Genomic DNA, 15,310 nt, shown 5'->3' with positions numbered 1-15,310 from the left:
ATCTTGTAATCTTGTAGAAATAGGAGGAACGGATGATGTTAGATTTTGATACGAGTATGGATCAGTTAGCAACAATTAAAGTAATAGGTGTCGGTGGCGGCGGTAGTAACGCTGTTAACCGAATGATAGAGCACGGCGTGCAAGGTGTGGAATTTATTGCTGTAAACACCGATGCTCAAGCGTTAAATTTGTCAAAAGCAGAAGTTAAAATGCAAATTGGCGGTAAATTAACTCGCGGATTAGGTGCAGGTGCTAACCCGGAAGTTGGTCGGAAAGCTGCCGAAGAAAGTAAAGAACAGATTGAAGAAGCTCTTCAAGGTGCCGATATGGTTTTCGTAACGGCAGGAATGGGCGGCGGTACAGGTACCGGTGCGGCTCCAGTAATTGCTAACGTAGCAAAAGAACTCGGTGCTTTAACTGTAGGTGTCGTTACACGTCCATTTACATTTGAAGGTAGAAAAAGAGCTACGCAAGCTGCAACAGGTACTGACAGCCTAAAAGGCAGTGTAGATACTCTAATTGTCATTCCGAATGACCGACTGCTTGAAATTGTTGATAAGAATACTCCAATGCTTGAAGCATTCCGTGAAGCGGATAATGTACTTCGTCAAGGTGTACAAGGTATTTCTGACCTTATTGCTGTACCTGGACTTATTAACGTTGACTTTGCAGACGTTAAAACCATTATGGTTGATAAAGGATCAGCTCTTATGGGAATTGGGATTGCCACAGGTGAAAGCCGTGCAGCTGAAGCGGCTAAGAAGGCCATTTCATCTCCATTGCTTGAGACATCAATTGATGGGGCTCACGGTGTGTTAATGAACATTAGTGGTGGAACAAACTTAAGTCTTTATGAAGTTCAAGAAGCTGCCGATATTGTAACGTCAGCAGCAGATCAAGAAGTAAATGTTATCTTCGGTTCTGTGATCAATGAGAACTTAAAAGATGAAATTGTTGTAACGGTTATTGCCACAGGTTTCGATGAAGCGCAGTTAGCACAAGGAAAGCAAAAACCTCGTCAAAACCCTGTGAATCCAATGAAACAGAATCACGTGGAACGTCCTCGTGAAGAACAACCACAGCCAACAACTAGAGAACAGCCGGCGCAGCCGAAGCCAAACGCGGGGAATGAAGAAGATACGTTAGATATCCCAACATTCCTTAGAAATCGTAATCGACGCCGCTAAATTATAGAATGATTAGTAAAGGTCACTCCCTTGCAGGGGAGTGACCTTTTTTTGTTCTAAAATAAGTAGACAACTTCTAACAAAAATAGCTTGTTATTGAATCACGTTCTGACAGACTTTTCAATGGACGAGATTTATACTTTTCTATAAATACAAATGAGGGGTGGGGAAGAATTTATCTCGATGCTGTTTGGACTCTTAATTTGTTGATGGATGGGATGATTCTCTTTTTAACCCAAGGGTTAACACGCGCCAAAACTTCACGTGTACGAATTCTGACTGGTGCACTTGTTGCCTCTTCAATCGTTCCTGTCACTGTTCTCATGCCGAACTCCTGGTTAGTGACATTAACAGGAAAGCTTTTCTTTTCCGTTCTGATTATACTAGTGGCGTTTTCGTTTGTTTCTATCCGTTCAGCCTTCATTCAATGGCTTACTTTTTATTTTGTAACTTTTGCGATCGGCGGTACGCTCGTAGGAGTGCACTTTTTCTTAAACAATCAAGTTCAATTTAATCATGGGGAGATTATTACCTTCTCCACAGGATTCGGCGACCCATTCAGCTGGCTTTTTGTATGCATCGGTTTCCCGGCTTCGTGGTACTTTACAAAATGGAGAATGGAATATGTTCAAGCTCATCGTTTGAAAACGGAAGATTTATATCGTGTAAAAGTAGAGTTTCATCAACAGTCGATGGTGTGTACAGGCTTAGTCGATAGTGGCAATCATTTAATTGATCCTATAAGCAAGAAAATGGTTTTCTTAGCTGACCTCCATGTTTGGAAACATTTTTTAAATGAAGAGCAATTAAAAAAGTTAACGGGTGATGACCAGTTAGAAGGAATTGAACAGTTATCTGAACCTTACCAATCATCTGTTCGACTTATTCCTTACCAAGGGGCCGGAATGGGGAGTCAATTGATGGTAACCTTTGTCGTTGATTCAATCACGGTTTACACACCCCAAGGGGACCTAGTCGTTAAAAAACCATTACTCGGAGTTCAAGAACGGGATCTAACAGAGGATCAAATGTATCAGATTCTAATTCATCCGCAGGCTGCAGTTAAAGGTATTTCTGCTTAGTAGAGGGGGAAAATGACGAAATGAAACTTTCATTTAAATTAAAGTATTGGTTGTACAAATTAGCAATAAAACTGGGAATTAAACAAAAAGAAATATATTATATTGGGGGCAGCGAAGCTCTGCCGCCTCCATTGAGTCGTGAAGAGGAGAGGGATTTATTAGAACGTCTCCCTAAAGGAGATAAAGCCGCGCGAGCAATGCTCATTGAAAGAAACTTAAGGTTAGTCGTGTACATTGCGCGGAAATTTGAAAACACGGGGCTAAACATAGAAGATTTAATTAGTATTGGTACGATAGGATTAATTAAAGCTGTAAATACATTTGATCCTGAGAAAAAAATCAAGCTTGCTACTTATGCTTCAAGATGTATTGAAAATGAAATCCTTATGCATTTAAGAAAGAGTAACAAATTAAAAACAGAAGTGTCGTTTGATGAACCGCTTAATGTGGATTGGGATGGCAATGAACTTTTATTATCCGATATATTAGGGACAGAAGAAGATTTAATTACGAAAGGCATTGAGAAAAAAGTAGATAAAAAACTGCTAAAATCAGCACTTGAACAATTAAATGATCGAGAAAAAGAAATTATGGAACTTCGCTTCGGTTTAATTGGCAAGAAAGAGAAAACTCAAAAAGATGTAGCTGATATGCTTGGGATTTCGCAGTCTTATATATCAAGGTTAGAGAAAAAAATAATCCGGCGTCTTCAACGAGAATTTGATAAAATGGTGTAAGTTTAAATAAAATAACAATGCATAAAATTCCCTTCCAAGGAGATACTGAAAATGGAAATCAGCTTCTTGGGAGGGTCTTACTTTTGACACGACATAAAGTAGAAATATGCGGTGTAGATACATCAAAGCTTCCTGTACTTAAAAATAAAGAAATGAGGACCCTGTTTGAGCGTTTACAATCTGGTGATACCGAAGCTAGAGAAATCTTAGTAAACGGGAACTTGCGTCTGGTGCTATCTGTCATCCAGCGATTTAACAATCGCGGGGAGTATGGCGATGACTTGTTTCAGGTCGGATGCATAGGGCTTATGAAATCAATTGATAACTTTGATCTAAGTCACAATGTTAAATTCTCAACCTATGCGGTCCCTATGATTATAGGTGAAATTAGACGCTATTTACGTGACAACAACCCTATTCGAGTGTCTCGATCTTTAAGAGACACCGCGTACAAAGCACTTCAAATGCGTGAGAAAATGATTAGTGAAACATCAAAAGACCCAGCTCCTCATGAAATAGCAGAGAAAATGGGAATACCTCATGAAGACGTTGTATTTGCTATGGACGCCATTCAAGATCCTGTCTCCCTGTTTGAACCGATCTATAATGATGGGGGAGACCCCATTTATGTAGTTGATCAATTAAAGGATGATCGAGAGAAAGATTCAAACTGGCTGGATGAACTCTCGTTAAGAGAGGGAATGAAAAAGTTAAATGATCGTGAAAAAATGATTTTAACGAAACGCTTTTTCCAAGGGAAAACGCAAATGGAAGTAGCTGAGGAAATTGGAATTTCTCAAGCTCAAGTATCTAGGCTCGAGAAAGCAGCGATTAAAGAAATGAATTCATCCATGTTTCAATAATATGTTAAAACCCTGCTGAACATTCAGCAGGGTTTTCATCTTGTAGAGAAACCTTAGTTCTCTTTTTTCCTCGACAATCTAACTGTATCTTGCTTGACGAAGATGAAAGGGTTGGAGGAAACAACTCCCTTTCCGGTGGCGAATGGTGTGCCTCCTCAGGCTTTATCAGCCTTCCGGGGTCACACCTTATTCAAAAGTGCCGACTGAAATTTTCCGTCTTGCTCCGCGGAAAGCGGTGCTCTTTCATAATCCTTTTCTCCACGCATAAGGGTACCAGGTACCGAAAAGTTGTAAAAGAGCGAAGTGCCAAGTGTGAATTTCGGTACCTGGTACCCGGTACGCAAGACGAAACTGAGGCCGTGCCCACGGAAAGCGAAGTATTTTGACGGAGCGATGGTGTCATTTATTTTATGCTTCATTGAGTTTTGTCCCAATCTGATTTTTTTATTTCCTTGCTTGATAAGAAATGGTTGTTAGTCTTGTGCATATACTTTAGAAGGAGGGATTAAAATGAAAATTTCCGAACTTCAAGTTAAAGACGTCATTGCCATGGAAACAGGGGAAAGACTGGGGTATATTACCGATTTAGATATAGACAGCCAGCGAGGTCAGTTGAAAGGATTAGTTTTAACGTTAAAAGGGAAAGCGATGGGCCTTTTTGGAAAAGATGAAGAGATGGTCATTCCTTGGAATCAGATCGTTAATATAGGAGCGGACGTTATACTAGTGAAAAAGACAGGATATAGCTCTCGAATGAAGGACCAAAAGTTCGAATCCCAGGATTATGATAGGAAAAAGAGTGAATAATGTGGTAAAATGAAGGGAAATTGAGGTGGTAGCATGACCGAACCCTTCCAGCGTATGACGTTAAAGCAGTTGACATGCTTTGATGGGTTTCATGTAGTTGCAGGTATAACTAGCAGGGAAGACGGGTACAGTGAAGTTCCGTTCCAGTCTTTGAATATGGGACTTCACGTATCAGATCAACAAGATAAAGTAATAAAAAATAGAAAAGCTCTAGGCAATGAATTAAACGTTCCGCTTGAACAATGGGTAATGGGAGAACAAGTTCATGGCACAGAAATAAAAGTGGTTTCTGAGGCTGACAAAGGTAAAGGAGCGTTTAAACATGAAGATGCGCTCAAAGGAATAGACGGTATCATTACGAATCAGAAGGATATTCTACTCACAGCCTTTTATGCAGATTGCGTCCCTTTACTATTTTTAGAACCTAAGAGCGGGTGGATTGGCGTCGCCCATGCCGGTTGGAAAGGTACCGTGCATGAAATGGTGCGACACATGACTGAACGATTAGAAGAGCAAGGGGCACAGCGTTCCAACATAAGACTTGTGATTGGACCTTGCATATCTCAGTCTCACTATGAAGTGGATGATCGAGTCATTGAACATATTGCTGAAGTTTATAAAACGCAAGTTCTTAAGAAAGTTAATGAAAACAAGTTTAACCTTGACTTAAAAGAGTTAAACAGACAAATAGCGATAAATGCTGGAATCTTAAGCGACAACATTGAAGTTTCTAATTACTGTACTTATGAAGAAGATCAACTATTTTTCTCCCACCGGCGTGACCGAGGGCAGACAGGACGAATGCTTGCCTATATTGGTCTAAAGGGTTAAGTTAGGAGGTTACATATGACCGTAGCAGAGAACCTAGTAAAAATGAAGCAAACAATTGAACAAGCGTGCAGGGACTGTGAACGTAACCCTGACGATATTAAAATTATCGCTGTCACGAAGTACGTTTCCATTGAACGAACACTAGAAGCGTTACAGGCAGGTATTACGGACTTAGGTGAAAATCGTAAAGAAGAGTTCTTAAAAAAATATGAGTCGATCGGTGATCAAGCGACCTGGCATTTCATTGGGTCTTTACAATCCCGTAAAGTGAAAGATGTCATACATCAAGTGGATTATATTCATTCGTTAGACCGAAAGTCACTGGCGAAAGAGATACAAAAGCGAGCAGAACAAACGGTTCCATGTTTTGTTCAAGTAAATGTTAGCGGGGAAGAGTCGAAACATGGACTAGCTCCAGAAGATGTAGAAAATTTCGTCGAATCCTTAAAAGCTTATGACAAGATTAAAATCGTAGGGCTAATGACCATGGCTCCTCATGTGGATCATGAAGAAGAACTACGAGCTGTATTTAGAAAATTACGAGCTCTTCGTGATATTATTCGAGATAAAAATCAGCCCCATGCTCCATGTGAAAGTCTATCTATGGGCATGAGCAATGATTATCATATTGCAATAGAAGAAGGAGCAACTCATATTAGAGTGGGGTCCAGTCTCGTAGGTTAACTAAAGAAATTGAGGTGAAAGAAATTGAGTATGAAAAATAAACTAAAATCGTTTTTTACACTTGAAGATGAATATGAATACGAATATGTAGATGAAGAAGCCCCCCAGGAAAAAAAAGAAGAACCTAAAGCTGCTCCGCAAAGAACCAAGCAGCCATCAGAGCATCAAAATATCGTAAGTTTACAAAGTGCAAAAAGTTCATCAAAAATGGTGTTGAGCGAACCGAAAAATTATAATGAAGCCCAAGAGATTGCTGACCAGCTTGTTAACCGAAAAGCCGTAGTGATTAACTTACAGCGCGTCGATCATCAACAGGCGAAAAGAATTGTGGATTTTTTAAGCGGGACAGTTTATGCTATAGGTGGTGACATTCAAAAGCTAGGTTCTCAAACGTTTCTTTGTACTCCAGAAAACGTTGAGATTTCAGGTTCTATATCTGAAATGCTTATGAGTGAAGATGATGATATAAATAGAAGGTGGTAACTGATGGCGTTTTTGTTTGAAATTTTATTCACAGCATTAAATATCTACAGCTGGATTCTAATCATTTATATTTTGCTATCTTGGTTCCCAGGTGCACGGGAATCTAGTTTTGGGGAAATATTGGCGAAACTAGCGGAGCCGTTTCTTGAACCGTTTAGAAAGATTATTCCTCCACTAGGTATGATCGATATCTCTCCAATCGTTGCTATTCTCGTATTGCGTTTTGCTGCTTCAGGCTTGCGGGAACTGTATTATATGATTGTTACATTATAAGATCGGAGAACAGATTAGATGCTTACCCAGCTTCTTATCTGTTCTTTTTTATTTTGAGGTGAATGAATGGAGATTTATCAGCATTTTAGAGAAGAAGAACGACCATTTATAGATCAAGTGCTCTCCTTACAAAGTAATGTTGAGATGCGATATCAAAGAAAAGAAACCGATTTTCTTGATCCGCGAGAACAATATATTTTTTCAAGTCTAATGGGCTCTCATCCTAATCTGCAATGGGCTTTATTTGGAGGGGGAAATCAAGCGGAAAGGAAGCGGGCTATTGTTGCTCCTGAGTATGAGACAATTGATGACCAAGATTTTTCCGTTTGTCTGCTCCAAACTCACTATCACGATAAATTTATTCATTTAGAACATAGGGACGTACTTGGCTCCTTTATGTCATTAGGCATTAAAAGAGAAAAGCTGGGAGACTTAGTCGTTCAAGATGGCCTGGTTCAAATTGTAGTTGCTGATGAAGTCAGTGACTATATAAGAATGAATTTTACTAGTATTAAAAAAGCAAATGTTCAATTTGAGGAAAAGCCATTAGAAGAATTAATCGAGAGTAAAGAAGAGTGGAAAACAAGCGATTCGACAATATCTTCGTTACGGTTGGATGTTCTCCTGAAAGAAGTTTATGGGGTTTCTAGAAAAAAAGCTTCGATGTTCATAGAGGCTGGCCATGTGAAAGTGAATTTTAGAACTGTTGAAAACCCTTCCTATCCTTTAGAGGAGGGGGACTTGCTATCTGTCCGCGGGAAAGGCAGAAGCCGTTTAATGAATGTGCATGGTACAACAAAAAAAGAAAAATTTAAAGTGACGGTAGCGAAGTTAAATTAATTCCTGATCAATAGCAGGAATATTAATGAACATGTCGAAACTAGTAGTAATAGAACATGAGACTTTCTTAGGAGGTGGCCGGTGTGGCATTAACACCATTGGATATTCATAACAAAGAATTTACACGCGGATTTAGAGGGTACGATGAAGACGAGGTGAATGAGTTTCTAGATCAAGTCATTAAAGACTACGAAATTGTCATTCGCAAGAAAAAAGAGCTAGAGCGCGAGGTAGAACAGTTAAATGAGCGTGTTGGTCACTTTAATAACATTGAAACGACTTTAAATAAATCCATCTTGGTCGCTCAAGAAACCGCAGAGGATGTGAAAACAAACGCTGCGAAAGAAGCGAAGCTCATCGTTAAAGAAGCGGAAAAGAATGCGGATCGCATAATTAACGAGGCTTTATCTACTTCTCGTCGTCTATCAGTAGAAGTGGAAGAGATGAAGAAGCAAGCGAAGGTTTTTAAGATGAGACTTCGTATGCTTGTTGAAGCCCAAGTGGATATGATTGATAACGATGATTGGGATCAGCTGCTTGATACTCAATTTCCACACGCCGAACCTGCACAATTAGAAGAAGAGGAGCAGGAAGAAGCGGATAAAGAGTATGCAGAGAAATAAAACTTGACGAATTGGCTTAAATTACATATAATTCATTAACACATATGAATATTTGTACGCGTTGAAAGGGAAAGTACTCAATGATCTTAGCAGCAAGAAGCGATTCGGCGACGGTGAAAGGCCGAAGCAGGACTTTGCAGGAAAATCCCCCTGGAGCAGCTATGTTGAAACTAAAGTAAATGTAGCCGAGTCATTCACGATACGAATAGGAAGAGTACATCGGCTGACTGCTGATGGATTAGGGTGGTAACGCGAGACCTTCTCGTCCCTTTTTGGGGATGGGGAGGTCTTTTTTTGTATAGAAGTATAAAGGAGGATACATGAATGAACTATAAAGATACGTTATTAATGCCGAAAACAGGCTTCCCAATGCGTGGGAACTTACCAAACCGCGAACCGGAAATGCAAAAAGCGTGGGAAGAGCAAGATATTTACAAGCAAGTACAAGAGAGAACGAAAGGACGCCCTCTTTTTGTCCTTCATGATGGACCTCCGTATGCGAATGGAAGTCTTCATATGGGGCATGCGTTAAATAAAACGTTAAAAGATTTCATTGTTCGCTATAAGTCTATGGCAGGCTATCATGCTCCATATGTTCCTGGTTGGGATACACACGGGCTTCCGATTGAATCAGCTCTTGCTAAGAAAAAAGTAGATCGAAAGAAAATGTCTCTAGCAGAATTTCGTGAGAAGTGTGCAGAGTACGCCTTAGGTCAATTAGATAATCAGCGCCAGGAGTTTAAACGAATGGGCGTTCGAGGAGATTGGGATAACCCTTACATCACACTTAATAAAGATTTTGAAGCTGAACAAATTAAGGTGTTTGGTGATATGGCGAAAAAAGGCTATATTTACAAAGGGTTGAAGCCGGTTTTCTGGTCTCCTTCATCGGAGTCAGCATTAGCTGAAGCGGAAATTGAGTATCAGGATAAGCGTTCTCCATCGATCTATGTAAGCTTTGAAGTAACTGATGGGAAAGATTTACTAGAAGGCGGAGAAAAATTCATCATTTGGACGACAACTCCTTGGACGATTCCGTCCAACTTGGCCATTGCTTTACATCCTGCGTACGACTATGCAGTTGTTCAAGTGGAGCAGGAAAAGTTTATCGTGGCTCACGATTTACTTGAAGACGTAGCTAAAACCATTGGATGGGAAGACTATGAAGTCGTTCAAATGTTTAAAGGGAAAGAAGCTGAACACATTAAAGCGAAGCATCCTCTTTATGACCGTGAATCTTTATTAGTCTTAGGTGATCACGTAACAACGGATGGCGGTACAGGTTGTGTTCATACCGCACCAGGGCACGGGGAAGATGACTTCTGGGTAGGTCAACAATATGGTCTTGACGTCCTTTGTCCAGTCGATCACAAAGGTGTATTTACTGAAGAAGCTCCTGGTTATGAAGGGTTATTTTATGATAAGGCGAACAAAACGATTTCTGATCACCTTAAAGAGGCTGGAGCTTTGCTTCACTTAGAGTTTATTACTCACTCCTACCCGCATGATTGGAGAACGAAAAAGCCGACGATCTTCCGCGCAACTGACCAGTGGTTTGCATCGATTAAAGATTTTCGCGAGCAGCTGCTCGACGAAATTAATCGCGTAGAATGGACACCTAAATGGGGCGAAACGCGTCTTTATAACATGGTACGCGACCGTCAAGATTGGTGTATCTCCCGTCAGCGTACGTGGGGAGTTCCAATCCCTGTCTTTTACGGCGAAGATGGAACACCGATCATTACCGATGAAACGATTGATCATGTAGCCGGTTTATTTAGAAAGCATGGTTCAAACGTTTGGTTTGAGAGAGAAGCGAAAGACTTGCTTCCGGATGGCTTTACTTCCAAGCACAGCCCAAATGGCACGTTCACGAAAGAATTGGATATCATGGATGTTTGGTTTGATTCAGGTTCTACACACCAAGCTGTGCTGCATCAAAGAGATGAATTACAGCGACCTGCCGATCTTTATTTAGAAGGTTCCGACCAATACCGCGGTTGGTTTAACTCTTCTCTATCTACGTCCGTAGCTGTAACAGGTAAAGCTCCGTTTAAAGGGATTTTAAGCCATGGTTTTGCTTTAGATGGCAATGGGCGTAAGATGAGTAAATCATTAGGCAACGTGATGGTGCCGGATAAAATCATGAAGCAGCTCGGGGCTGACATTATCCGACTGTGGGTATCATCTGCAGATTATCAAGCTGATGTGCGTATTTCAGATGATATTCTTAAGCAAGTAGCTGAAGTGTATCGTAAGGTTCGTAATACGTTCCGCTTCTTATTAGGTAATCTTCATGACTTCGATCCAGAAAAAGATCGTGTAGCAGCAGAAGACCTGCAAGAAGTCGATCAATATATGCTGCATCGTCTCAATAAATTAATTAAAGATGTGCATCAAGCCTATGAGACGTACGAATTTTCCACCGTTTATAATAAGGTTCATAATTTCTGTACGATTGACTTAAGCTCATTTTATCTTGATTTCGCTAAAGATATTTTATATATCGAGGCAGAAGATCACCCGCACCGCAGAAGTATCCAAACGGTGTATTATCAAATTCTAACTTCTTTAGTGAAGTTAATGTCGCCGATCCTTCCACACACGACGGAAGAATCGTGGAAATTCATTCCGGGAACCACTGCACATAGTGTACAGTTAACGGATATGCCGAAAGCGGATGATCACGTGAATCAGGAGTTAGTAGAGAAATGGGATCACTTCATGGAAGTGAGAGATGATGTTCTCAAAGCTCTTGAAGAAGCAAGAAATGAGAAAGTTATTGGAAAATCTTTAGATGCACAAATTACGGTCGTGCCGAAAGATGAGAAAACGAAAAATATCTTAACGTCGATTTCAGGATTGCATCAACTTTTAATTGTGTCAGAGGCCCAGTTGAAAGATGAGGCTGCTGAAGCAAAAGAATATGATTATGTAAATGTAGCTGTTGAAAAGCACACGGGCGAAAAGTGTGAACGCTGCTGGGTTTCTTCCCATGATGTAGGGAAAGACTCCAATCACCCTGAACTTTGTGGGCGTTGTGCTACAGTCGTTGAAAAGCATTATGTCTCTTAGTGATAAAGTGCCGCCGAATTGGCGGTGCTTTTTCTTTTATGAAGCGGGTTTTCTTTGAATATGATACAATAGCTAAGGAAATTAATACTTGGAGGAGCCATTATGTTTATTTACTATTTATTTGCCGCCGCCATTATTATCATTGATCAACTAACGAAATGGATTGTGGTTCAACAAATGGAGCTGCGAGAATCCATCCCTGTCATTGAGAACTTTTTTTACATAACCTCACACCGAAATACCGGAGCGGCCTGGGGCATTCTTCAGGGACAAATGTGGTTTTTTTACATCATCACGATCATTGTGATTGGTGTTATTATTTATTATATGAAGCAATATGCGAAGGCTAGCAGGTTTGTAGGAACAGCCTTGGCTTTAATATTAGCTGGGGCTATTGGAAACTTTATTGATCGAGTATTTCGTAAAGAGGTTGTAGACTTTTTAGACGTTTATCTTGGATCTTATAATTACCCGATATTCAATGTAGCCGATTCAGCACTGGTCGTTGGTGTGATTTTTGTCATGATCGCTACTTTTGTTGATGAACGTAAAAAGAAAGGAAGTACAGCAAAGTGAACGAACATTATAAAGTGTCTGAAGCAGACCAAGCGAAACGAATAGATAAACTTTTATCGGATGTGATTCAAGATGCATCTCGATCGCAAATTCAATTGTGGTTAAAGGAAAAGCATGTCCATGTTAATGGGGATGTGGTAAAAAGTAATTATAAAGTTCAAGAAGGCGATAAAATCAGCTGGACCATTCCGGAAGTAAAGCCTCTTGAATTAAAGGCAGAGGACATAGAGCTTGATGTCATCTTTGAAGATTCGGATGTAATCGTCGTCAATAAACCGTCTGGTATGGTGGTTCATCCTGCTGCTGGACATGAGGAGGGTACACTCGTTAATGCGCTTCTTTACCATTGTAATGACCTCTCAGGCATTAATGGTGTAGAAAGACCCGGTATCGTGCATCGGATCGATAAAGATACAAGCGGTCTGCTAATGGTGGCTAAGAATGACAAAGCTCATGAATCTCTCGTTCAGCAATTGGTGGACAAGACGGTAGAACGTAAATATGTGGCTATCGTTCACGGGACAATTGCTCACGAGTATGGAACGATTGACGCTCCTATTGGAAGAGACCCTAAAGATCGCCAGCGAATGGCAGTGGTGGATAATGGACGTGATGCCGTCACTCACTTTCAAGTACTTGAACATTTTAAAGATTATTCCTATGTGGAATGTAAACTTGAAACAGGGAGAACCCACCAAATACGCGTGCATATGAGGTATATTAATCATCCTTTAGCGGGGGATCCGAAATATGGACCAAGAAAGACACTTGAATTAGACGGTCAAGCTCTTCATGCTAAATCTCTTGGTTTTACCCATCCTACAACAGGAGAGTGGAAGTCATTTGAGGTTGCCCCACCTGAAGAGTTTACACAAACGCTAGAATATTTGCGAAACAAAAGTTGACAAAATTCCTGTAGTCTGTGATAATCCTATATAAGAAATTAAGTCCTTTAACAACAGTCCCGTGAGGCTGAGAAGGTAGCGGAAGCACTAGAAGTGTGCAAAAAGCCCTTTTCTGCCTTTATGCGGAAAAGGGCTTTTTGTATGGAGGGCTATCAAATGGAGAAAAAAGCAACGGTATTAGATGAAGCCGCAATTAGACGGGCTCTTACTAGGGTCTCACATGAGATTATAGAAAAAAATAAAGGCGTGGAGGATCTAGTCCTTGTGGGTATTAAAACCAGAGGCGTACCGATTGCCGACCGTTTGAAAGAGAAAATTGAAAGCATTGAAGGCCAAAGCATCGAAGGTGGAGAACTCGACATTACGCTCTACCGAGATGATTTAGAAAATAAAAGTTATGAAAATGATCCTGATGTAAAAGAAGCTCATATATCAACTGATATCACTCACAAAAAAGTGGTTTTAGTAGATGATGTGCTGTACACGGGTCGCACAGTGCGTGCCGCAATGGATGCACTGATGGACCATGGACGGCCGTCTCAAATTCAATTAGCTGTCCTCGTTGACCGCGGCCATCGAGAGCTGCCGATTACAGCTAATTATGTAGGAAAGAACATTCCAACTTCTCAAAATGAAGTCGTTACAGTAGAGCTTTCTGAAACGGATGCTCGCGATGAAGTAATCATTTATGAAAAATAAATAGTCACCTTTAATAAAGTCCAGAGAGGCTTAAAAGGTCGGAAGTAACATGCGTGTCATACGATACGTATACCTCTTTGCGAACTTTTAAGCAAAGAGGTTTTTTTATGATCAAAAGGAGGAAATCATCATGAAATCAGTAGAAGCAGCAGTAGGCATTAGAGAAATTCCGAAAGCTCATAAATGGCTCGCATTAAGTTTTCAACATTTATTCGCCATGTTTGGCGCAACAATATTGGTACCTTTTCTAACCGGTTTACCGCCGGCCGTAGCACTCGTATCAAGCGGTTTTGGTACACTCGCTTATTTATTAATTACAAGAGGAAGAGTACCTGCCTATCTAGGATCAAGCTTCGCATTTATCTATCCGATCATGGAAGTCTCGAGCACACACGGCGTAGCCGGAGCTATGGTGGGAAGTTTCTTAGCTGGCCTTGTTTACGGAGCTGTTTCCCTTCTCATTACGATTTTTGGAATGGGGTGGATTATGAAGCTGCTTCCCCCCGTCGTCGTAGGTCCTGTCATTATCGTAATCGGTCTAGGACTGGCTTCAACGGCTATAGACATGGCGATGTATGAATCAGGGGATGGCGAAGTATACAGCGCTACTCACTTTACCGTCGCATTAGTTACGCTGGGCATTACCATTTTAGCAACGGTCTTCTTTAGAGGATTTTTAAGCTTACTGCCGATTTTAATAGGAATAGTCGGAGGGTATACTTTTGCTTTAACTCAAGGCATCGTGGATACAAGCGAAATTGCAGCAGAGTGGGCCGGCATTACGAGTGCAGGCTCAGTAGGAGGATTTTTGCAAGCGATCTTCCAAATGCCGGAATTCCTCATTCCTTTTAAAGATTTTTCACCTGTCTCTGTATTCAGCTGGCAAATCGTATTCTTAATGGTGCCGTTCGCGCTCGTTACAATTACAGAACACATTGGGGACCAGATGGTATTATCAAAAGTTGTAGGGCGTAACTTCTTAAAGAATCCTGGACTTAACCGCTCAATTTTAGGAGACGGAGTAGCGACAACAATTGCTTCGTTTTTAGGGGGACCGCCGAATACCACATACGGTGAAAACATCGGTGTATTGGCTATTACGCGAGTTTACAGCATCTTCGTCATCGGAGGCGCGGCAGTATTTGCCATATTCTTCGGCTTCATTGGGATGAGTACAGCTGTGATTGGGTCTATTCCTCCAGCGGTTATGGGCGGAGTATCGATCCTGCTCTTTGGTACGATTGCTTCAAGCGGATTGCGCATGTTAATTGATAACCAAATCGACTTTGGAGAGAAAAGAAACCTTATTATCTCTTCGGTCATCCTTGTACTCGGTGTTGGGGGAGCATTCATCGAGATTAGAGAAGGCTTAGCTATTCAAGGCATGGCCCTTGCAGCAATTATCGGTGTACTTTTGAATTTAGTGCTGCCAGGCAAAGAGAAAAGTCAAGGCAATGGCCATATGTTCGAAGAACCTGAAGTAGAAGAAAATGAAAAATCAACAGGAGCAGCTTAACCTAATCCAGACGCGTTTTAACAAAGTCCCGTGAGGCTTTAAAGGGTGTACTTGGGCTTAGCTTATTCGTGACGTCTAACGAATGAAGCACCCCCGGCACCCGGGGGTGCTTTTTTTAATAAAGGAGAT

At 40.9% G+C, this 15,310-nt stretch carries 16 protein-coding genes and 1 other annotated feature; all 16 genes read left to right on the top strand.

The window, feature by feature from the left end:
• The first annotated feature begins 35 nt into the window (after positions 1–35).
• The 16 genes from ftsZ (at position 36) to IEV27_RS03915 (ending at position 15,181) form a co-directional block, all read left to right on the top strand.
• Positions 36–1,187 (top strand): cell division protein FtsZ, encoded by a 1,152-nt coding sequence (gene ftsZ, locus IEV27_RS03990; RefSeq protein ID WP_188376156.1) that lies wholly within the window; start codon positions 36–38, stop codon positions 1,185–1,187.
• Positions 1,188–1,333: 146 nt separating this feature from the next.
• A complete protein-coding gene (gene spoIIGA / locus IEV27_RS03985) occupies positions 1,334–2,269 on the top strand; it encodes a sigma-E processing peptidase SpoIIGA (RefSeq protein ID WP_268235633.1) in 936 nt (311 codons plus the stop codon).
• Between the two features lie 20 nt (positions 2,270–2,289).
• Positions 2,290–3,006 carry an RNA polymerase sporulation sigma factor SigE gene (gene sigE / locus IEV27_RS03980; RefSeq protein WP_188376154.1) on the top strand — a complete coding sequence of 239 codons (717 nt, stop codon included), beginning with the start codon at positions 2,290–2,292 and terminating at the stop codon, positions 3,004–3,006.
• Between the two features lie 83 nt (positions 3,007–3,089).
• Positions 3,090–3,869, top strand: a complete 780-nt coding sequence (gene sigG / locus IEV27_RS03975; protein ID WP_188376153.1) for an RNA polymerase sporulation sigma factor SigG — start codon at positions 3,090–3,092, stop codon at positions 3,867–3,869.
• Between the two features lie 510 nt (positions 3,870–4,379).
• On the top strand, positions 4,380–4,676 hold the full coding sequence (locus tag IEV27_RS03970; protein ID WP_188376152.1) for a YlmC/YmxH family sporulation protein: 297 nt from the start codon (positions 4,380–4,382) through the stop codon (positions 4,674–4,676).
• A 33-nt stretch (positions 4,677–4,709) separates the two neighbouring features.
• Positions 4,710–5,507 carry a peptidoglycan editing factor PgeF gene (pgeF, locus tag IEV27_RS03965; RefSeq protein ID WP_188376151.1) on the top strand — a complete coding sequence of 266 codons (798 nt, stop codon included), beginning with the start codon at positions 4,710–4,712 and terminating at the stop codon, positions 5,505–5,507.
• A gap of 15 nt (positions 5,508–5,522) precedes the next feature.
• Positions 5,523–6,191 carry a YggS family pyridoxal phosphate-dependent enzyme gene (locus IEV27_RS03960; RefSeq protein ID WP_188376150.1) on the top strand — a complete coding sequence of 223 codons (669 nt, stop codon included), beginning with the start codon at positions 5,523–5,525 and terminating at the stop codon, positions 6,189–6,191.
• Between the two features lie 24 nt (positions 6,192–6,215).
• Positions 6,216–6,674, top strand: coding sequence for a cell division protein SepF (locus tag IEV27_RS03955; protein WP_188376149.1), 459 nt, complete (start codon positions 6,216–6,218; stop codon positions 6,672–6,674).
• Positions 6,675–6,677: 3 nt separating this feature from the next.
• A complete protein-coding gene (locus tag IEV27_RS03950) occupies positions 6,678–6,947 on the top strand; it encodes a YggT family protein (RefSeq protein ID WP_188376148.1) in 270 nt (89 codons plus the stop codon).
• Between the two features lie 66 nt (positions 6,948–7,013).
• Positions 7,014–7,787: a YlmH family RNA-binding protein gene (locus tag IEV27_RS03945; RefSeq protein WP_188376147.1), complete on the top strand. Its 774-nt coding sequence runs from the start codon at positions 7,014–7,016 to the stop codon at positions 7,785–7,787.
• An 83-nt stretch (positions 7,788–7,870) separates the two neighbouring features.
• Entirely contained in the window at positions 7,871–8,410 is a 540-nt protein-coding gene (locus IEV27_RS03940; RefSeq protein WP_188376146.1) for a DivIVA domain-containing protein, read from the top strand.
• Between the two features lie 52 nt (positions 8,411–8,462).
• Positions 8,463–8,683, top strand: a binding site (T-box leader).
• Between the two features lie 51 nt (positions 8,684–8,734).
• On the top strand, positions 8,735–11,485 hold the full coding sequence (gene ileS, locus IEV27_RS03935) for an isoleucine--tRNA ligase (RefSeq protein ID WP_188376145.1): 2,751 nt from the start codon (positions 8,735–8,737) through the stop codon (positions 11,483–11,485).
• A gap of 102 nt (positions 11,486–11,587) precedes the next feature.
• Positions 11,588–12,061 carry a signal peptidase II gene (lspA, locus tag IEV27_RS03930; RefSeq protein ID WP_188376144.1) on the top strand — a complete coding sequence of 158 codons (474 nt, stop codon included), beginning with the start codon at positions 11,588–11,590 and terminating at the stop codon, positions 12,059–12,061.
• Positions 12,058–12,966, top strand: coding sequence for an RluA family pseudouridine synthase (locus tag IEV27_RS03925; RefSeq protein ID WP_188376143.1), 909 nt, complete (start codon positions 12,058–12,060; stop codon positions 12,964–12,966). Before lspA ends, IEV27_RS03925 begins: the two co-directional genes overlap by 4 nt.
• A 156-nt stretch (positions 12,967–13,122) precedes the next feature.
• Positions 13,123–13,665: a bifunctional pyr operon transcriptional regulator/uracil phosphoribosyltransferase PyrR gene (gene pyrR / locus IEV27_RS03920; protein ID WP_188376142.1), complete on the top strand. Its 543-nt coding sequence runs from the start codon at positions 13,123–13,125 to the stop codon at positions 13,663–13,665.
• A gap of 130 nt (positions 13,666–13,795) precedes the next feature.
• Complete coding sequence (locus IEV27_RS03915) at positions 13,796–15,181, top strand: solute carrier family 23 protein (RefSeq protein ID WP_188376141.1); 1,386 nt, start codon at positions 13,796–13,798, stop codon at positions 15,179–15,181.
• Positions 15,182–15,310: the final 129 nt, after the last annotated feature.

Source organism: Halobacillus andaensis (assembly GCF_014636475.1).
In the GTDB taxonomy this organism is placed as follows: domain Bacteria; phylum Bacillota; class Bacilli; order Bacillales; family Halobacillaceae; genus Halobacillus_A; species Halobacillus_A andaensis.
Note: the sequence above shows the minus strand (reverse complement) of the source record. Positions and strands in the feature narration are given on the sequence as shown.